This is a genomic window from Lentzea chajnantorensis (genome assembly GCF_054300775.1).
Map to the genome: position 1 here is coordinate 6,774,953 of NZ_JBSDZT010000002.1, position 18,539 is coordinate 6,793,491.

General features: G+C 71.7%; 14 protein-coding genes and 1 riboswitch. Of the genes, 7 read left to right on the forward strand and 7 right to left on the reverse strand.

What is annotated here, in order from left to right; translation table 11 throughout:
- The first annotated feature begins 99 nt into the window (after window positions 1–99).
- Genes ACVDFE_RS32425 through ACVDFE_RS32435 form a run of 3 tightly spaced genes read left to right on the forward strand, consistent with a single transcriptional unit; the run spans window position 100 to window position 4,489 of the window.
- A complete protein-coding gene (locus ACVDFE_RS32425) occupies window positions 100–1,596 on the forward strand; it encodes a flavin monoamine oxidase family protein (protein WP_360387679.1) in 1,497 nt (498 codons plus the stop codon).
- On the forward strand, window positions 1,593–3,314 hold the full coding sequence (locus ACVDFE_RS32430) for an FAD-dependent monooxygenase (protein WP_458433185.1): 1,722 nt from the start codon (window positions 1,593–1,595) through the stop codon (window positions 3,312–3,314). The genes ACVDFE_RS32425 and ACVDFE_RS32430 overlap by 4 nt, the downstream gene beginning before the upstream one ends.
- A complete protein-coding gene (locus ACVDFE_RS32435) occupies window positions 3,311–4,489 on the forward strand; it encodes a cytochrome P450 (RefSeq protein WP_458433186.1) in 1,179 nt (392 codons plus the stop codon). The genes ACVDFE_RS32430 and ACVDFE_RS32435 overlap by 4 nt, the downstream gene beginning before the upstream one ends.
- Here the strand turns inward: ACVDFE_RS32435 and ACVDFE_RS32440 are convergent, their stop codons facing one another.
- From ACVDFE_RS32440 to ACVDFE_RS32450, 3 genes are all read right to left on the reverse strand, one after another.
- The gene (locus ACVDFE_RS32440) at window positions 4,490–4,669 is read right to left on the reverse strand and encodes a hypothetical protein (protein ID WP_360387671.1); all 180 of its coding nucleotides are present in this window, start codon (window positions 4,667–4,669) and stop codon (window positions 4,490–4,492) included. It abuts the gene before it with no gap.
- 76 nt (window positions 4,670–4,745) lie between these two features.
- Complete coding sequence (locus ACVDFE_RS32445) at window positions 4,746–5,381, reverse strand: TVP38/TMEM64 family protein (protein ID WP_458433187.1); 636 nt, start codon at window positions 5,379–5,381, stop codon at window positions 4,746–4,748.
- Between the two features lie 110 nt (window positions 5,382–5,491).
- A complete protein-coding gene (locus tag ACVDFE_RS32450; protein WP_458433188.1) occupies window positions 5,492–6,352 on the reverse strand; it encodes a DUF5829 family protein in 861 nt (286 codons plus the stop codon).
- Between the two features lie 82 nt (window positions 6,353–6,434).
- Between ACVDFE_RS32450 and ACVDFE_RS32455 the strand changes: the two genes are divergently transcribed.
- Complete coding sequence (locus ACVDFE_RS32455; RefSeq protein ID WP_458433189.1) at window positions 6,435–7,502, forward strand: class I SAM-dependent methyltransferase; 1,068 nt, start codon at window positions 6,435–6,437, stop codon at window positions 7,500–7,502.
- A gap of 353 nt (window positions 7,503–7,855) precedes the next feature.
- Here the strand turns inward: ACVDFE_RS32455 and ACVDFE_RS32460 are convergent, their stop codons facing one another.
- Complete coding sequence (locus ACVDFE_RS32460; protein ID WP_458433190.1) at window positions 7,856–9,550, reverse strand: glycosyl hydrolase family 8; 1,695 nt, start codon at window positions 9,548–9,550, stop codon at window positions 7,856–7,858.
- 229 nt (window positions 9,551–9,779) lie between these two features.
- Complete coding sequence (locus ACVDFE_RS32465) at window positions 9,780–10,613, reverse strand: patatin-like phospholipase family protein (RefSeq protein WP_458433192.1); 834 nt, start codon at window positions 10,611–10,613, stop codon at window positions 9,780–9,782.
- A 62-nt stretch (window positions 10,614–10,675) separates the two neighbouring features.
- Window positions 10,676–10,757: riboswitch (S-adenosyl-L-homocysteine riboswitch) on the forward strand.
- A 13-nt stretch (window positions 10,758–10,770) separates the two neighbouring features.
- Between ACVDFE_RS32465 and metH the strand changes: the two genes are divergently transcribed.
- The 3 genes from metH to ACVDFE_RS32480 all read left to right on the forward strand — a co-directional run bounded on the left by metH (window position 10,771) and on the right by ACVDFE_RS32480 (window position 17,466).
- Window positions 10,771–14,352: a methionine synthase gene (gene metH / locus ACVDFE_RS32470; protein WP_360387653.1), complete on the forward strand. Its 3,582-nt coding sequence runs from the start codon at window positions 10,771–10,773 to the stop codon at window positions 14,350–14,352.
- A gap of 133 nt (window positions 14,353–14,485) precedes the next feature.
- Window positions 14,486–15,544, forward strand: a complete 1,059-nt coding sequence (locus ACVDFE_RS32475) for a sugar ABC transporter substrate-binding protein (protein WP_360387651.1) — start codon at window positions 14,486–14,488, stop codon at window positions 15,542–15,544.
- Entirely contained in the window at window positions 15,541–17,466 is a 1,926-nt protein-coding gene (locus tag ACVDFE_RS32480) for a putative bifunctional diguanylate cyclase/phosphodiesterase (protein ID WP_458433193.1), read from the forward strand. The genes ACVDFE_RS32475 and ACVDFE_RS32480 overlap by 4 nt, the downstream gene beginning before the upstream one ends.
- A gap of 78 nt (window positions 17,467–17,544) precedes the next feature.
- Here ACVDFE_RS32480 and ACVDFE_RS32485 read toward each other — a convergent pair whose 3' ends face one another.
- Together ACVDFE_RS32485 and ACVDFE_RS32490 are read right to left on the reverse strand one after the other, a co-directional pair.
- Entirely contained in the window at window positions 17,545–18,027 is a 483-nt protein-coding gene (locus tag ACVDFE_RS32485) for a phosphotransferase (RefSeq protein ID WP_458434434.1), read from the reverse strand.
- A complete protein-coding gene (locus tag ACVDFE_RS32490) occupies window positions 17,927–18,475 on the reverse strand; it encodes a hypothetical protein (protein ID WP_458433194.1) in 549 nt (182 codons plus the stop codon). Before ACVDFE_RS32490 ends, ACVDFE_RS32485 begins: the two co-directional genes overlap by 101 nt.
- Window positions 18,476–18,539: the final 64 nt, after the last annotated feature.

An 18,539-nucleotide genomic window follows, 5' to 3' on the forward strand; every position in this document is an offset into this window, starting at 1 on the left:
CGGAAACCGTTGTGTCGTGCGGTATGAACGGGTGAGGCCGGGGTGCGCTGGGGGATGTGGGGCCGTCCGCGGGAGCGCGACGATTCAGCCATGAGTCCGGTGCACACGAACGTACTGTCGGGCGTACCCCACTGGCAGCAGCGGCCCAAGCGCGTCACCGTGCTCGGCGCGGGGGTCGCCGGCCTGGTCGCGGCGCACGAGCTGGAGCGGCTGGGCCACAGCGTCCAGGTCCTGGAGGCGCGGCTCGCGGTCGGCGGCCGGGTGCGCACGCACGGTTTCGTCGGCAGGGGCCCGCTCGCCGAGCTGGGTGCCATGCGCATCCCCGCCTCGCACCACCGGACCATGCAGTGGATCGACCTGCTCGGGCTGAGCGACCGGGTGCGGCAGTTCCGCACGCTGTTCTCCGACGACGCCAGCTACCTGGAGACCCGCTCCGGGCACTTCCGGGTGCGCGAGGCCACGAAGGTGCTGGTCGAGGAGTTCCGCGAGGGCCTGCCGCCCGGCGAGTACCGGGAGGAGTCCGTGCTCGCGGCGGCCTGGCTGACCGCCAGCGTCAACGCCGTCGCGCCCGGCGCGTTCCGCACCACCGTGCACAGCGACCTGAACCTCGAGCTGCTGGACCTGCTCGACGGCATCGACGTGCGGCCGTTCCTCGCGAGCACCGGCGGGGTGGAGCGGGTCGACGTCAACCGGTTCTTCGCGGGCAACCCGAAGTTCGCCGCGCGCAGCCGGCTCGCGCACTTCTTCGACGACATCACCGTCGAGACGTCCTCCGCGCTGTTCCGGCTGGAGGGCGGCATGGACCAGATCCCCGTGCGGCTGGCCGAACGCCTGCGCGGCCCGGTGCACCGCGGCCGCGAGGTGGTCGGCCTGCACGTGCGCCCGGACGGCGTGGTCGTGGAGACCCGGCGCGGCCTCGACGTCGTCGCGAGCCAGTGCGACTACGTGCTGTGCACCGTGCCGTTCTCGGTGGTGCGGCGGATGCGGCTGAGCGGGCTCGACGACGACAAGCTCGCGACCGTGCACGACATGCAGTACTGGCCGGCCACCAAGGTCGCGGTGCACTGCCGGGAACCGTTCTGGGAGAGCGACGGCATCAGCGGCGGCGGCTCGTTCACCGGCGGCCTGGTCCGCCAGACCTACTACCCGCCGGTCGAGAGCGACCCGCGGCTCGGCGCGGCCCTGCTCGCCAGCTACACCATCGGCCCTGACGCGGACGCGCTGGGGCAACTGCCCGCACAGCAACGCGAACGCGTGGTGCTGGACGAGCTGAGCCGCATCCACCCCGAGCTCAAGGCGCCGGGGATGGTGCTCGACGTGGTGACCCAGGCGTGGGGCGAGGACTTCTCCAGCATGGGCGCCGCGTCGGTGCGGTGGAGCAAGGACGTCGCGACCTCCGAGGAGGAACGGGCGCTGGCGGCCGCACCGCAGGGCACGCTGTTCTTCGCCGGTGAGCACTGCTCCACCTACCCGGCCTGGATCGAGGGCGCGATCGAGTCCGGTCTGGCCGCGGCGCAGGAGATCCACGCGGCCACCCCGCTCGAACGCCCGCTGGCGGCGTCCGGCTACCGCCGCATGCGCGGTGGTGCGGCATGAACGACGGCACGAGCCACGACGCGAACCGCGGCATGAACGACGGAACGGACCACGGCGTGAGCCGCGGCATGAACGACGGCACGAACCGCGGCGCGCACCACGGCACGAGTCACAGCACGAACATCGAGGAGAACACCGTGCTCGACACCGAGGTCGTCATCGTCGGCGGCGGTCCGACCGGCATGGCCACCGCGCTGGAGCTGCGGTCCCGCGGCGTGGACTTCGTCCTCGTGGAAGCCGGTGACGGCAGCGTCAGCCACCCCAAGGTCTCCAGCATCGGGCCGCGGTCCATGGAGTTCTTCCGCCGCTGGGGCATCGCCGACGACATCCGCCACTCGGGCTGGCCGGAGGACCACCCGCTGGACTGCGTGTGGACCACCCGCATCGGCGGCCACGAGCTGTTCCGGCTGGACCGCCACACGATGGGCACCCGCCCCGACTTCCGGCACACCCCGGAACCGGACGCGATCTGCCCGCAGCACTGGCTCGGTCCGTTGCTGCGCAAGGCGGTCGGCGTGCACCCGGACGGACCGGTGCGGATGAGCACGCGGCTGGAGTCGTTCACCCAGGACCCGGCCGGTGTGCTCGCGGTGCTGAGCGACGGCACCTCGGTGCGGTCGCGGTACCTGATCGCGTGCGACGGCGCGAGCTCGCCGATCCGCAAGCAGCTCGGGATCGCCGCCCCGCCGGTGCACGACACGCTCGTGTTCCGCAACATCCTGTTCCAGGCGCCGGAACTGCGTGAGCGGCTGGGGTCCGCGGTCGCGAACTTCTACTACCTGATGATCTCCTCGGCGCTGCGGTTCCCGGTCCGCGCGCTGGACGGGCGCGGGCTGTACCGGCTGACCGTCGGCCTGCAGGGGTCGCCGGAGTCGACGCAGGACGCCGAGACGCTGGTGCGCACGGCGATCGCGTTCGACACGCCGGTGGAGGTGTTGTCCGACAACGAATGGCACCTCGTGCACCGGGTTGCGGAGAACTTCCGCTCCGGGCGCGTCTTCCTCGTCGGCGACTCGGCGCACACGCTGTCGCCGTCGGGCGGTTTCGGCATGAACACCGGCATCTGCGGTGCCGCAGACCTCGGCTGGAAGCTCGCAGCGGAACTGCGCGGCTGGGCCGGACCGGGCCTGCTCGACAGCTACGCACTGGAACGTCAGCCCGTGGCGTTCGAGGGCTTGGAGGAGGCCAACCGCAACCTGGAACGGGCGATGCGGCGCGAGGTCCCGCCCTTCCTGAACGACGACACCCCGCAGGGCGCGGCGATGCGGGCGAAGATCAGCGAGGGCCTTCAGCGCGGCGGCGTGGCCCGCGAGTTCGACGCGCCGGAGATCCACCTCGGCTTCACCTACGCCGGGTCACCGCTCGTGATCGACGACCCCACGGCCGAGAACGTCGAGGACCGCAGGCCCAACACCCGGCCGGGTTCCCGCGCGCCGCACGCGTGGGTGAAGGAGTCGATGTCCACATTGGACCTGTTCGGGGACGGGTTCGTGCTCGTGCACTTCGCGGACTCCGACCGGCTCGGCGAGTTCACGGCGGCGTTCGAGTCGCGCGGAATCCCGTTCAGCGCGGTGCGGCTGGACCAGCCGGAGATCGCGCAGGCCTACGAGCGGCCGTTCGTCCTGGTGCGGCCGGACGGGCACGTGGCGTGGCGCGGCACCGAGCTGCCCGCGGACGCCGGTTCCGTGGCGGACGTCGTGCGCGGAGGTGCGCGGTGAAGCCGTTCTCGTTGCGGGACTGGTCGGACGCCGACCTGCGCGACCCGTTCCCGGTGTTCGCGCGGTACCTGGCCGCCGGACCCGTGCACTTCGCGGACGGCACCTGCTACGTGTTCGGCCACGACGCCGCCGTGCAGGTGCTGACCTCCCCCGCGTTCGGCCGCCGGTCCCCCTCGGGCGGTGGCAGTCCGGTGACGCGGTCGTCGGCGTTGCGCACGATGGTCGAGAACTGGCTGGTGTTCCTCGACCCGCCGCGGCACACCGAGCTGAGGTCGGTGCTGACCAAGGAGTTCTCGCCCTCGGTCGTCACGAACCTCCGGCCGCGGATCGCCGCCATCGCCGAAGAGCTCCTGGCCGGCCTGCCGATGACGTTCGACCTGGTGGAGCGGTTCGCAGCCCCGCTGCCGATCCTGGTGATCTCCGAGCTGCTCGGCGTACCGCGCGCGGACTGGGGGTGGCTGCGCGCGATGGCCGTCGACCTCCAGCAGGCCAGCAGCGTCCGCGCGGCGGCCAACCCGGACGCGCACGCCGTCGCCGACCGCGCCGCCCAGGAGCTGCGCGACTACTTCCTGACACTGGTGGAGAAACGCCGGTCCGACCCCGGCGACGACCTGGTGTCGTTGATGGTGTCGGCCCAGACGCGCGGCGAACCGCTGTCCTCGGACGAGATCGTCGGCACCTGCGTGCACCTGATGACCGCCGGGCACGAGACCACGACCAACGTCCTGGCCAAGTCCGTGCTGGCACTGGCCGCCCGCCCGGCCGCGCTGGCCGAGCTGCGCCGCGGCGTGACCCCGGCGGCCGTCGAGGAGCTGGTCCGGTTCGACCCGCCCGTGCAGGCGGTCGGCCGCTGGGCCCACGAGGACGCCGTCGTCGCGGGCTACCCCATCCCCGCCGGCGCCAAGGTGATGGTGGTGCTCGGTGCGGCCAACCGCGACCCCGCACGGTTCACCGCACCCGACTCGCTGCTGTTCGACCGCCCCGGCGGCCGCAACACCGGCTTCGGCCTCGGCATCCACTACTGCCTCGGCGCCACCCTCGCCCGCGCCGAGCTGGAGATCGGCCTCGGCCTGCTCCTGCCCGCGCTGGGCGGCTTCAGCACGGGCGAGGTGGAGTTCCCGCACGACATCGTGTTCCACGGCCCGCACCGCGTGGTCGTGACGCGGCGCGGCTGATCACCTCCTGCGGCCGGCGACCAGGGCGGCGCCGGCCAGCAGGGTCAGCACGCCGAAGGCGATGGTGACGGCGATGCCGAGGCCGAGGACCTGCGAGCCCACGTTGCCGATCAGGAAGAAGACGAGTGCGGTCCAGAGCAGGGCACGGGTCGCGCTGTTGTTCGTTCGGGTGTTCGTCATGCCGGAAACGCTAGTGACCAGGGGGTTCCGCGAGGATCCCGCCAGCTGCCGGGTTCGGGGTGGAGCAGGCTCCACCTCACCCCGGCTGCCGGAGCAACCTGCGCCCCCACACCACCCCGGCCGCCGCCAGCACCAGCCAGGCCGCCCCGGCAGCGACCGACCGCGGTGAGCCGAGGTCGAGCACGGCGTCACCGAGGAACGCGGCCACCAGCGTCGTGGGCACCAGCCCGATCGCGGTGCCCAGCCCGAACGACACCGGCCGCACCGCCGTGACGCCGGCGCCGTAGTTCGACGCGGCGAACGGCACGACGGGCAGCAGCCGCAGCACGACCGTGGCCGCGAGCCCGTTCGTGGCGAACACCTCGTCCAGCACCCGCAACCGCCCGCTGCCCAGCCTGCGCGCCACCGCCTCGCGTCCCAGCAGGCGACCGGCCCAGAAGGAGATCAGGGCACCCGCGGTGAACGCGACGACCGCCAGCGCCGCACCGGTGACGACCCCGAACAGCAGCCCGGACACCGTGGCCAGGACGGGTTTGGGGAAGAACAGCGGCGTGCCGAGTGCCCCGAACGCCAGGAACGCGAGCGGTGCCCACGGGCCCAGTGCCCGCATCGACGTGCGCAGCTCGGCCACGTCGGGCAGGTCGGCCAGCGCGGCGGTGACGACGAGGGCGACGACCAGCGCCGCCAGCACCAGGGCACGCACGTCACGCATGGAGGCTCTTCTCACCCAGTGCTGATCTCCTCGTCGGTCAACCCGGCCACCACGGCCTCGGCCGGCGCGACCAGCTGCTCCTGCCCGACCGGCGACATGGCCCAACTGTGTCAGAACGTCCAGACCGCGTGCCTGCCCGGGCCCACGACCAGCGTGGAGTTGCCGATGCGCTCCTCGTGCCGGGCGACGCCGCGGTTCAGCGCGAACTCGATCCGCTTGAGCCCGGTCTGGCCCATCCGCACCTTGTCGAACCGCATGGTGGTGCCGCCGCGCGACGCCGTGACGCCACCGGCGTCGGCCTTGAGCTTGAACCCCCCTGCCCGCAGCAGCGGCACGGTGCTCGCGAAGTCCCGTTCGGTGACGGCGAGCCGGACGAACGTGATGTCGCGCATCAGGCGGTCGCGGTAGTTGTCCGGCAGGTAGCGCTCGCGGCCGACGTCACCGGGGTAGCGGGCGGGCTGGGTCTGGCCGCGCGGGTCGGCGAAGTACTCGTCGCGGTACTCCATCGCCCACGCGCCGAAGCGGTCGTACTGCTCGAAGCCGAGCACCGCGTCGAACCACGGCACCGGCACGTGGTCGCCGAAGTCGCGGGTCTGCACGAACTCGAACGGCGGCACACCGGAGGCGGCCAGGCGGGAGCGCACGGCCGTGATGTCGCCGTCGTGCTCGGTCGACAGGCCCAGGCCCGCCGAGCCGAGCAGGCCGTCCTGGCCGGGGACGTCGCCGACGCCGAAGATCTCCAGGTAGGTCTCGCGGCCGCGCAGGTAGCGGCCGGTCCACACCTCACCGCCCGCGCCGGTCGTGGTCCGGACCTCGAAGTCGGCGAACGCCCTCAGGTAGGCGGAGTGCTCGACCGCGTCGGCCGTGACGCGGTCGTAGGTGCCCCACGCGTGGTTGTAGAAGAGCAGCTGCCGCTCCCCCGCCTGTGCGGTCCCGCCGGACACCACCGCGAGCAGTGCGGCCAAGATCATGGATACCGTGCGCCGAATCCCCATGGTGGGATCGTAGGAAGACCCGCTCGACCCGGACTCAAGTCAAACCAAGGGGGAACAGTTGCCGGACGCCAGCTGGCCGGTCCTCGCTCCGCTGCTCCAGGCCGCGACCGCGGGACGTGACCTGCTCGACGACACCCTCCGCCGCCTCGGACCGGACGCGGTCACCGCGGCGCTGCTGGCCGAGATCGGCGAGGTGGAGCACGACGTCCGCCTGGACCTGCACTTCGACGGCGTCACGACGAGCCACCTGCGCACCGGCGCCGACCTCGTCGTCTCCCTGGACCTCGCCGACGCCGTCCGCACCCTCTACGGCACCGAGCGGCGGTGGCCGAGCCTCGCGGTCAGCACCCCCTCCGCCGGGCTCGACGAGGGCGGCGTGGGCGCGTGGTTCCGCGGCCGCCGCGACTACCCGGCGGCCGTCGAGGCGGTGCTCACCGCGCTGCGCCCGCCGCAGGAGGACCTCGGCGCGCTGGCCGTGCGGTTCGGCTCGGACAAGTGGGGCGACCTGCACTGGTACACCCAGCACTACGAACGCCACTTCGCCCGCCTGCGCACCGAACCGGTGCGGGTGCTGGAGATCGGCATCGGCGGCTACGACGACCCGGACAGCGGCGGTGCCTCGCTGCGGATGTGGCAGCGCTACTTCCGGCGCGGCCTGGTCCACGGCCTCGACATCACGGCGAAACCCGGTGTGACCGGCCCGCGGATCACGACCGTGCAGGGCGACCAGTCCGACGCGGCGTTCCTCGACGCGCTGGGCACGCGGCTCGGCCCGTTCGACGTGGTGATCGACGACGGCAGCCACCTCAACGACCACGTGCGGACGTCGTTCCACGCCCTGTTCCCGCACGTGCGCGCTGGCGGGCTGTACGTGGTCGAGGACCTGCAGACCGCGTACTGGCCGAGCTGGGGCGGCGCTCCCGACGGCGGCGCCGGCACGTCGATCGGGATGCTGAAGTCCTTCGTGGACGGCCTGAACCTGGCCGAGGTGGCCGACCCGCGGGTGAACGGCGGGTACGTGCAGCGCAACATCAGCGGGATCTCGTTCCACCACAACATCGCGTTCGTCGAGAAAGGACTCAACGCGGAAGAGGGCGGTCCGGAGTTCCTGCGGACGCTCTGCTGACCGACGGCGGGTGCCACGCGCTTCGGCGTGCTCACCGGCGGGTCCCAGCGCCGGTCGGCCCGCAGCACCTCGTGCACCAGCACCGCGTCCGGGAACTGCCGCACCCGCGCGGGCACGGGTGCGGCCCACCGGTGCTCCGGTTGCAGCGCCTCCACCACCCGGAGCACCCGCCAGGACAGGTCCTGGCGGGTGAGGTCCACCCCGGTACCGGGTACGGCGTGCAACCACACCGCCTGCCGGGCCACTCCAGCCGGTCGACGAACAGCCCGCCGCCGTCCGTCAGCTGTCCCCGATGTGCCCTCAGCGCGATCCGGCGCGCCTTAGCGATCCCCACCGGGACAGTGAACCCCGGATCACGGGATCCAGTGGTTGCCGCTCACCGTGATCATCACCTGCAGCTGGATGCTCGCGCCGAAGTAGGTGTCGGTGTTGATCGGCGTGGCGAGCATCTTGGCCCACAGCGCGTCCAGCCACGCCTGGCTGCCGGGGTCCGTGGTGGCAGCGACCGCGAACGGCGCCACGAACGCCGCGTCGCTGCCGCTGTTGATCTGCGTGCCGTTGAGCTGGTAGCCGATCGCGATCCTGCCGGGGTCGCCACCGGTCTTGCTCTTGATCCACGAGTTGAGCTTGCGGGCCGCGGCCAGCGACTTCGCGTCACCGGTCAGCGCCGCGTCCGCGCCGATGCGCCACGGGTCGCGGCACGCGTTGTACCAGTACTTGCCGTCGGTCGCCGCCTCCTCCAGCATCTCGCCGACGGCGGGCTTGGCCGTGGAGTTCGTGTCCTGCACGAAGTCCGGCAGCAGACCGGTGCCCGCCGCGTAGTTGGCCTGCAGGTTCGCGATCAGGTCCTGGTGCTTCGCGCGGATCGTGTCCCACGCCGCGTCACCGGTCGCCTTGCGGAACGCCCGGAAGTGGTCGCTCATCCAGTCCGACGACCGGGAGCCGTAGTACTGCCTGCTGTTGCCCGAGGTGGACCAGTCGCCCATGAGCAGCAGGTTCGTGTTCGGGTTGACCAGGCTCTTCTTGATGGCGCCGATGTTCTTCAGCGCGATCTGCCGGTAGTTGTAGGTGCCCGCGCTGCCCCACTGCCGGTCGGCGAGCAGCAGGCCGTAGGCGGTGTCCATGTCGCCGTCGGTCGCGCTGTCGCTGCCGTTGACGCTGCGGCAGGCGGTGTCCTGTTCGGACGCGAGCAGGTCGGGGTTGTTGGCCGACGGGTGCGCGAGCTTGTACTTCAACAGGCCGTCGAAGATCTTCTTCGCGTCCGGGTCGGCGCCGGCCATGGTCGCGGTGATGACCATGCCGTAGCCCTGGGCCTCGGCCACGTACGGGAACGCCGCGTCCGGCGAGATGACCTGGTACCAGCCGTTGCCGCAGTTCTGCTTCACGAACGCCGACTTCCAGCGCTGGTAGTAGTCGACGATCTTCGCGTCCAGCGTCGACGTGCTGCCGGAGGGCCGCAGCACCCCGGCCGCGTACGGGGTCTGCCTGCTGCCGAACGGGTAGCCGAGCCCGGACGACGGCGGTGACGTCGTGGTGGTGGTCGGCGGGGTCGTCGGCGGGGTGGTGCCGTCCGCGCTGCCGTAGACCTCCAGCTCCCACAACGAGTAGCCGTACGCCGTGCCGCGGGCCGTGCCGTAGACCCGCACGTACCGGCCGGAGCCGGACACGGTCAGGTCGTCGGTGCCGCCGTCACCGGAGCTCGTCGAGTAGACGTCGCTCCACGCCGAGCCGTCCGGTGAGGTCTGCACGCGGTACGCCCTGGCGTACGCGGCCTCCCAGCTCAGCCTGACCCGGCTGATGGCGTGGGTGGAGCCGAGGTCGACCCGCAACCACTCCGGGTCGTGCCCCTCCACCGACGCCCAGCGGGTCGACGTGCTGCCGTCGACCGCCTTCGCCGCCTCGAACCCGGTCCCCTCGGTCGAGGAGGCCAGCACCGCCTTGCCGCGGGAGACCAGCGGGTCCGCCGCCGACGCACTGGTCACCCCCGCGATGAGGAGACCGAGCACGAGCCCGACCGCCCCGACTGCCGTCGTCGTCCTGCCGCCCACGACCGCCTCCAGCAAATGGTTAACAAAGCTGACAATGCGAGTGGTTGGCGACGCTAGGCAGGTCAGCGGCCTCGGACAAGGGTCAGGACCGGTTGTTGCGCGTTCGGACAGTGCTCAGCCTCTGGCGCTCAGCCTCTGGCGCCCAAGTCCCAGACCCGCCACCCTTCGACGCCCGGCCCCAGACGCCCGACCGCCGAGCAGCCGACTCCGAACGTCCGGCCCCGGACGCTCAGCCCGCCCAGACCGCCCGCACGGCTTCGGCGACCGACTCCGCCTGGGCGTACCCCGCCTCGGCCGCGGGTCGCCGCCGGGCCGGGTCCAGCAGGTTCTTCCCGATCGCCGCGAGCGCCGCGGCGTCGGGGCTGAGCACGATCGACGGCATGCCCAGCCGCTCGGCCTGCGCCTGCGGGGTCGCCGCCTTCGACATGGCCCGCGTCAGCGGCGCCACCACGACCACCCGCTCGCACCCGGCGGCGAGGTCCACGTTGGCCACCGACCGCATCCCGCCGTCCATGTACCGGCGGCCACCGATCGTGACCGGCGGCCACACCAGCGGCACCGCGCAGGAGGAGGCCACCGCGTCCACCAGCGGCACCCCGCTGTCCCGGTCGAAGGCGACGAACCGGCCGTCGGCGGTGTCCACGGCGGTCACCTTCAACGCGCGCTCCGGCCACTCCCTGGTGGACAGCCGGCTCTCGAACACCGCGCGCCGCGACTCCTCCGACGGCGTCGACGCGCGCAGCGCCGCCCTGCCCAGCCGGGCGCGTTTGACGGCGCCGGAACCGGGTAGCGCGTGGGAAAGCGCGTACCGCGCGATCATCCAGCCGGTCAGCCTCGCCGGCAGCTCCCCGTCCGGCGGCAGCAGCTGGCTCGCGTACAGCTCGTCCGGCGCGACCCCTCCGGCCAGCTGGGTGGCGACGACCGAACCGGCCGACGTCCCCACGAGCAGGTCCGCCGCCGCCAGGTCGATCCCCCGCTCGGCGAGGCCGTGCAGAAGGCCTGTCTCCCAAGCGATCCCGGTGACACCGCCACCGCCGAGCACCAACGCGCGTCCGCCAGTCATCCGACCATCTTATTTGGTGGGACGGTTTCCTGACCCGTGGTCGGCCACGGTAGACTTCCGGCGATGTCGAGAAGCGCTGCAACGGGCCTCGCGGCCTGCCACGCTCGGCGTCGAGTCACCACGCAACAAGGGCGCTTCCGACTATTCGGGAGCGCGCGTGAGTGATCTCAGGGCCCTGCTGAACCAGCGGATCGCAGTCCTCGACGGGGCCTGGGGCACGATGTTCCAGCAGGCGGGTCTCACGCCGGCGGACTACCGCGGCACCGAGTTCGGCGACCACCACATGGACGTCACCGGCGACCCGGACCTGCTCAACCTCACCCGCCCCGACCTGGTGCTCGACGTGCACCGGCAGTACCTCGCGGCGGGCGCGGACATCACGACGACGAACACGTTCACCGCCACCTCGATCGGCCAGGCCGACTACGGGCTGCAGGACCGGGTGCGCGACATGAACCTCGCCGGCGCCCGGCTCGCGCGGCAGGCGGCGGAGGAGTTCGGCGGGAGGTTCGTGGCCGGCTCGGTCGGCCCGCTCAACGTCACGCTCAGCCTGTCGCCCAAGGTCGAGGACCCCGCCTACCGGGCCGTCAGCTACCAGCAGGTCGAGGACTCCTACGCCGAGCAGATCGCGGCGCTGCGCGACGGCGGCGTCGACCTGCTGCTCATCGAGACGATCTTCGACACGCTCAACTGCAAGGCCGCGATCACCGCCGCCCGCAAGGTCGCCCCCGAGCTGCCGCTGTGGATCTCGGTGACGATCGTCGACCTGAGCGGCCGGACCCTGTCCGGGCAGACCGTCGAGGCGTTCTGGAGCTCGGTCGAGCACGCGGAGCCGCTGGTCGTGGGCGTGAACTGCTCGCTGGGCGCCGCCGAGATGCGCCCGCACGTGGCCGAGCTCGCGCAGAAGGCCGGCACGTTCGTGGCCTCGCACCCCAACGCCGGCCTGCCCAACGCGTTCGGCGGCTACGACGAGACGCCTGAGCAGACCGCGGCCCTGCTCGGCGAGTTCGCGCGGGCGGGCATCGTCAACGTCGTCGGCGGCTGCTGCGGCACCTCCCCCGACCACATCAGGGCCATCGCCGGCGCCGTGCGGGACCAGGCGCCGCGCGCGGTGCCCGAGGCGCGGCACACCACCCGCTTCAGCGGCCTGGAGACGTTCGAGATCGGCGCCGACACCGGGTTCGTCATGATCGGTGAGCGCACGAACGTCACCGGCTCGGCGAAGTTCCGCAGGCTGATCGAGGCCGACGACCACCAGTCGGCCCTCGCGGTGGCGCTGGACCAGGTCCGCGGCGGCGCGAACCTCCTCGACGTGAACATGGACGCCGACCTGCTCGACGGTGAGCAGGCGATGACGACGTTCCTGAACCTCATCGCCACCGAGCCGGAGATCGCGCGGATCCCGGTCATGATCGACAGCTCCCGCTGGGACGTGCTGCAGGCCGGTCTGCGGTGCGTGCAGGGCAAGGGCGTGGTCAACTCGATCAGCCTCAAGGAGGGCGAGGAGCCGTTCCTGGCGCAGGCCCGCGTCATCCGCGACTTCGGCGCCGGCGTCGTGGTCATGGCGTTCGACGAGCAGGGCCAGGCCGACACGACCGAGCGCAAGGTCGAGATCTGCGCCCGCGCCTACGACCTGCTCACCCGCGAGGCCGGTTTCCCGGCGCAGGACATCATCTTCGACCCGAACGTGCTCGCGGTCGCGACCGGCATCGAGGAGCACAACGGCTACGCCAGGGCGTTCATCGACGCCCTGCCGCTGATCAAGGAGCGCTGTCCGGGCGCGCGCACCAGCGGTGGCATCTCGAACCTGTCGTTCTCCTTCCGCGGCAACGACGTCGTCCGCGAGGCGATGCACTCCGCGTTCCTGTTCCACGCCGTCAAGGCGGGCCTGGACATGGGCATCGTCAACGCGGGCCAGCTCGTCGTCTACGAGGACATCCCCGCCGACCTGCTGGAGCTGGTCGAGGACGTCATCTTCAACCGCCGCGAGGACGCCACCGACCGGCTCGTCACGCACGCGGAGACGGTCAAGGGCCCCGGTCAGAAGCGCGTCGTCGACCTGTCGTGGCGCGAGGCACCGGTCGCCAAGCGGCTGGAGCACGCGATCCTGCACGGCGTCGTCGACTTCGTCGAGGAGGACACCGAGGAGGCCCGCCAGGCCCTGCCCCGGCCGCTCGACGTGATCGAGGGCCCGCTGATGGACGGCATGAAGGTCGTCGGCGACCTGTTCGGCGCGGGCAAGATGTTCCTGCCGCAGGTGGTGAAGAGCGCGCGGGTGATGAAGCGCGCGGTCGCCTACCTGGAGCCGTTCATGGAGAACGAGCCGTCGTCGTCCGCGGGTGGCAACGGCAAGGTCGTGCTCGCCACCGTCAAGGGCGACGTGCACGACATCGGCAAGAACATCGTCGGCGTCGTGCTGGGCTGCAACAACTACGACGTCATCGACCTCGGCGTGATGGTGCCGGCCGCCAAGATCCTCGACACCGCGATCAAGGAGCACGCCGACGTCATCGGCCTGTCCGGGCTGATCACGCCGTCGCTGGACGAGATGGTCGCCGTGGCCGAGGAGATGCAGCGGCGCGGCATGAAGCTGCCGCTGCTGATCGGCGGCGCCACGACCTCCCGGCAGCACACCGCCGTGAAGATCGCCCCGGTCTACGACGAGCCGGTCGTGCACGTGCTGGACGCCTCGCGGGTCGTCGGCGTGGTGTCCGACCTGCGCGACGACCGCCGCGGGCACGAGCTGAACCTCGCCAACCGCGCCGAGCAGGCCCGGTTGCGCGAGCAGCACGAGAACCGCAGGCAGGTGCCGCTGCTCGCCATCGCCGACGCGCGCGCCAACGCCGAGCGGGTCGACTTCTCCGAGCTGCCCGCGCCCGCGTTCACCGGCACCCGCGTGCTGACGCCGTCGGTGGCGGAGCTGCGCGAGTACGTCGACTGGACGTTCCTGTTCCTGGCCTGGGAGCTCAAGGGCAAGTTCCCGGCGATCCTGGAGCAGCCGGTCGCCCGCGAGCTCTACGACGACGCCACGGCGCTGCTCGACGAGATCATCGCGAACGACTCGTTCCAGCCGCGCGGTGTGCACGGCTTCTGGCCGGCGCACTCCGAGGGCGACGACATCGTCGTGGAGGCCGGCGCGGAGACCGTGACGTGGCCGATGCTGCGCCAGCAGACGCAGAAGCCGCTCTCCCGCCCGAACCGCTGCCTGGCCGACTACGTGGCGCCTCAGGGCGACCACGTCGGCGGGTTCGCGGTGACCGTGCTCGGCGCGGACGAGCTGGCCGCAACGTACGAGGCGAAGAACGACGACTACCGGGCGATCATGGTCAAGGCGCTGGCCGACCGGCTCGCCGAGGCGTTCGCCGAGTGGATCCACCTGCGGGCGCGCCGCGACTGGTTCGAGCCGGACGCGGCGCCCGAGCTCGCCGACCTGCACGCCGAGCGCTTCCGCGGCATCCGGCCCGCGCTGGGCTACCCGGCCTGCCCTGACCACACCGTCAAGCGCGAGCTGTTCGACCTGCTCGACGCCGGGCGGATCGGCGTGAGCCTCACCGAGTCGTTCGCCATGAACCCCGCCGCCAGCGTGAGCGGGATGATCTTCCAGCACCCGGAGGCGAAGTACTTCACCGTCGGGCGGCTGGGCCGCGACCAGATCGAGGACTACGCGCTGCGGCGCGGCCGGCCGGTGGCCGAGGTGGAGCAGTGGCTGCGCCCGAACCTGGGTTATGACCCGTCCTGACGGAAAGGCGCACCGGTAATGTGAAAGCGCTTCCCGTCCAGGAGTGCGCTGTCCCCATTTCACATCGGTCGAGGTAGCATCGGCCGCTCTGGAGATCAACCGTTCCGTCGGTCGAGCGAGCCCGAGGTCTGCGATGCGTACTGCGGGGCTGGTGGCGGGCCTGCTGGGCCTGGTGGCCGCCGGCACCGTCGCCACCACCGGCTGCGGTGCCGCCGCGAGCTCGTCGGCGTTGCCGCACGTCGGGTTCGTGGTCAAGCGCACGGGCGGGTCGTTCGCACAGGAGATGACCAGCGGGTTCCACGAGGGCGTCGGCCGGGTCGGCGGGGTGAGCGCGACCGTCACGGGACCCTCCGGCCACGACGGGCACAGGGAAGTCGAGTTGTTCCGGGATCTGTCACGGACGGCGAAAGGCGGTGTCGCCGTCGCCACGTCCGAACCCGCGCTGATGGCGCCGTCCATCACCGCGGCCTTGCGCGAACACCTCTCCGTCGTCGGTGTGGACATGCGACTCGGGTCGAGCTCCGGGGTGAGGCTCCACATCGGTAACGACAACTACGAGCTCGGCGAAAAGCTGGCTGACGAGTTGATGCGCCGATTGCCCTCGGACGCGACCGGTTCGGTGGTGCTGGGAAACGCCACTCCGGGACTGGCCGGGTTCGACGACCGGGCCGACGGAATCCGTGGGCGGTTCGCCGAGAAACTACCGGGAGTGCGGGTGCTGGGGCCGTTCGACACGCAGCGCGACGACGAGGCGAACCTCGACGCGTGGCGACGGCTCGCGGCGGCCAACCCCGGCGCACTGGCTTTCGTGGGGACCGGAGACTGCGACGGGTTCAACCTCGCCGCGATCAAGACCGAGAAGTCGGCGAGGTGGCTGGTGGGCGGGTTCGGGGTCGACCCTCGGACGTTGCAGGCGGTGCGGGACGGCGTCGTGGTGGCGTCAGTCTCGCCGGAGCACTACCTCAAGGGCGCGGTCGCCGGGTGGCTGCTCGCCCGGCAGGCCAGAGGCGGCGCGGAGTTACCCGAGGGGTGGGTGTTCACCCCGGGACTGGCGGTCACGACGGCGAACCTCGACGAGGTCCTGCACCGGCAGGAGTCGGAGCAGGCGCGCGAGCAGTGGTTCCGGCCCCAGCTCGACGCCTTCGTCGAGGACCCCGCGAGCTGGTTGCGACCGTTGGAGCAGGCACGGTGAGGCTTTGGGAGAGCCGCGCCACCGCACGGGTGGCGACGGTGGGGCTGACGGCCGGGCTGCTGGCACTGGCCGGGCTGGCGTTGTGGAGCAGCATCAGCGCGCAGATCACGACCGCGCAGGTGCGCCAGTTCAACGAGACCAGCGAGCGCTGGAGCCGGGTGCTCGAACACATCAACATCACCGACAACGCGCTGCGCGACCTGCAGCTCAAGCGCACCGAGCTGACCGTCGAGCCGTTGCGGAACTCGGTCGGCGCCGCCCGTGGCGAGCTGGAGTGGCTGCAGGCCAACGGCACCCCGTCGGACGTCGCGGTGGCCACGCGCCTGCTGCCGCTGTACGACACGACGACGGAGACGCTGCGCAAGGTGCTCGCCGGTGACGACCCCGCGCAGGTCGACCAGGCCGGGTTCGCGCACTCCTCGCTGCGCCGCCAGGTCTCCACGACGATCGGTGCCAAGCAGCTCGACACCACCGACTACCTGCGCGCGGCGGACGAGAAGAACACCCGGCTGCGGGTCGCGCAGATCGCGGCGTTCGCGCTGGACGCGTTCCTGGTGGGCCTGTTCGGCATGGTGCTGCTCGGCCACCGCCGCAAGATCCTGCGCCAGGCCGCGAAGAACGAGCACGAGGCGCACCACGACGCGTTGACCGGTCTCGCGAACCGGACGCTGCTCGCCCGCCGGATGGAGCAGGTCGTCGCCAAGGCGCACAAGAAGAACGAGCCGCTGGCGTTGCTGATCGTGGACCTCGACCGGTTCAAGGAGGTCAACGACTCGCTCGGGCACCACGTCGGTGACCTGCTGCTGCGCCAGGTGGCCAACCGGCTGTCGTGGGCGGTGCGCGACACCGACCTCGTGGCCCGCCTGGGCGGCGACGAGTTCGCGGTGCTGCTGCCCGGCGTCGGCTCGGCGGACAACGCGCGGATGGTCGCGGACAAGATCCTCACGGCGCTGGCGATGCCGGTGATCCTGGAGGGCCTGGAGCTGGAGGTCGCGGGCAGCGTCGGCGTGGCGCTGTGCCCGGACGACTCCCTCGACGGCCACGAGCTGCTGCGGCACGCGGACATCGCGATGTACGCGGCCAAGCGCGACAAGTCCGGTGTGGCCGTGTACGACGCCCGCCTGCACGAACGCGGTGCCTCGCAGCTCACGGCCGTGACGGAGCTGCGGCACGCGATCGACCGCGGCGAGCTGTTCCTGCACTACCAGCCCAAGGCGCTGGCCGACACGGGCGCGGTGTGCGGCGTCGAGGCGCTGGCGCGCTGGCAGCACCCGACCCGCGGCCTGGTGCGCCCGGACGAGTTCATCCCGGTCGCCGAGGAGAACGGCCTGATCGAGCCGCTGACCCGGTACGTGATCGACGCGGCGCTGCGCCAGTGCCGCACCTGGTCGGACGCGGGCTGGGAGGTGCCGGTGTCGGTGAACGTGGGCGCCGCCTGCCTGCTGCACACCGAGTTCCCCGGCGACGTGGCCGACCTGATCAAGCGCCACGGCCTGCCCGCACGGCTGCTGACGCTGGAGATCACCGAGTCCGCGATCATCTCCGACCCGGACCGCGCCGTGGACGTGCTGCGCGGCCTGACCGAGCTGGGCGTGCGGCTGTCGATCGACGACTTCGGCACCGGCTACTCGTCGATCTCCTACCTGCGCAGCATGCGGGTGCACGAGATGAAGCTCGACCGTTCGTTCGTCACGCACATGTGCACCGACGCCGGTGACTCGGCGATCGTGCACGCCCTGGTCGCCCTGGCCCGCAACTTCGGCCTGCAGGCCGTGGCGGAGGGCGTGGAGGACCAGGACACCTGGACGGCGCTGGCCGAGGCCGGCTGCGACGTGGTGCAGGGCTACTTCCTCAGCGAGCCGTTGCCCGCCGAGGACGTGGTGGCCTGGCTGGGCGACCGAGCCGCAGCCGCCCACGCTTAGCCCGCATCTGCGAGTACCACCAACTCAAGATCATCCAGCACGGTTTGCGGGGTGGTTGGCGGTACTTGCAGATGCCGGTCAGGCGCGGGAGCGCCAGGTGTCGACCAACGGCTTCATGAAGTCGACGATCTGCGGCAGCTGTGGCGCGACCACGAGGTAGGCGACGGCGCGCAGAGCGGCGACGGCGTTGACGAACGCCAGCACGTCGGCGTCCAGCTCGCGGAGGCCGTGGGTGCGGGCGCCGCGGTTGTAGGCGGCTTCGAGGTCGGGGCCGAGGGAGGCGAGGTCCCACTCGACCGGCCCGTACGTGACGAGCTCGAAGTCGGAGAACAACGGGCCGGTCGTGCTCGCGAAGATGTTCGCGGGCGGGCAGTCGCCGTGGACCGGCTGCAGGTCGACGCCGGGAAAGCGCTTCTCGAACTCGGCCTGGGAACGCACCACCGGTTCGAGCTCCGCCCATTCACGCCGGGCGCGGTCGAGATCGGCCGCGTCGAGCAGGTCCGGGTGCTTTTCCAGGAGGCGGAGCGCATCGGTGATGAATGCGGGGTCCGTTGTTCCCAGGAATGGGAAGCTCGCCCGGATATCCTTTCAGCGCCGCGTGCAGTTCGGCCGCCTTTTCCGAGTTCGCGACGTAATCCGGTTCGCCGCTCTTGTCCTCCGGGACGAACGGCCAGAACGTGATGGAGAACCCGTCGCGCTGCACGGGTTCGGCCGGCACGTCGGGGCTCGGCGGGATCACCGGGACGTCCTGGTCCGCGAGCCACCGCGCCACGTCCAGCTCGCGCCGCTGGCGGGCGCCGGTGGCGGCGAGGTCCTCGGTGTGCGGCAGGACGACCGGCACGCGGGCCACGACCGGGCTCGGTGCCAGGTGGACGACCACCGAGAACAGCTCGTAGAGCACCGCGGGCTCGGTCACGGTGAGGCCGAGGTCGCGCCCCGCCGCCACGGCCGCGTCCCTGGCCGCGGTGGTGCGCCGGGCGATGTCGTCGGGGGTCGCGAAGGCTGTCATGGCACGATCGTGTCACGACAGCCCGCGCGGCCGCAGATCATTTTCGCGTCCCTGGGAGGACCCG

Bases quoted from the DNA above. Each gene is read 5' to 3' on its own strand.
- ACVDFE_RS32440 (WP_360387671.1), bottom strand. From the start codon at position 4,669: ATGACGAACACCCGAACGAACAACAGCGCGACCCGTGCCCTGCTCTGG.
- ACVDFE_RS32490 (WP_458433194.1), bottom strand. From the start codon at position 18,475: ATGACAGCCTTCGCGACCCCCGACGACATCGCCCGGCGCACCACCGCG.
- ACVDFE_RS32430 (WP_458433185.1), top strand. From the start codon at position 1,593: ATGAACGACGGCACGAGCCACGACGCGAACCGCGGCATGAACGACGGA.
- ACVDFE_RS32445 (WP_458433187.1), bottom strand. From the start codon at position 5,381: ATGCGTGACGTGCGTGCCCTGGTGCTGGCGGCGCTGGTCGTCGCCCTC.
- ACVDFE_RS32465 (WP_458433192.1), bottom strand. From the start codon at position 10,613: ATGACTGGCGGACGCGCGTTGGTGCTCGGCGGTGGCGGTGTCACCGGG.
- ACVDFE_RS32475 (WP_360387651.1), top strand. From the start codon at position 14,486: ATGCGTACTGCGGGGCTGGTGGCGGGCCTGCTGGGCCTGGTGGCCGCC.
- ACVDFE_RS32450 (WP_458433188.1), bottom strand. From the start codon at position 6,352: ATGATCTTGGCCGCACTGCTCGCGGTGGTGTCCGGCGGGACCGCACAG.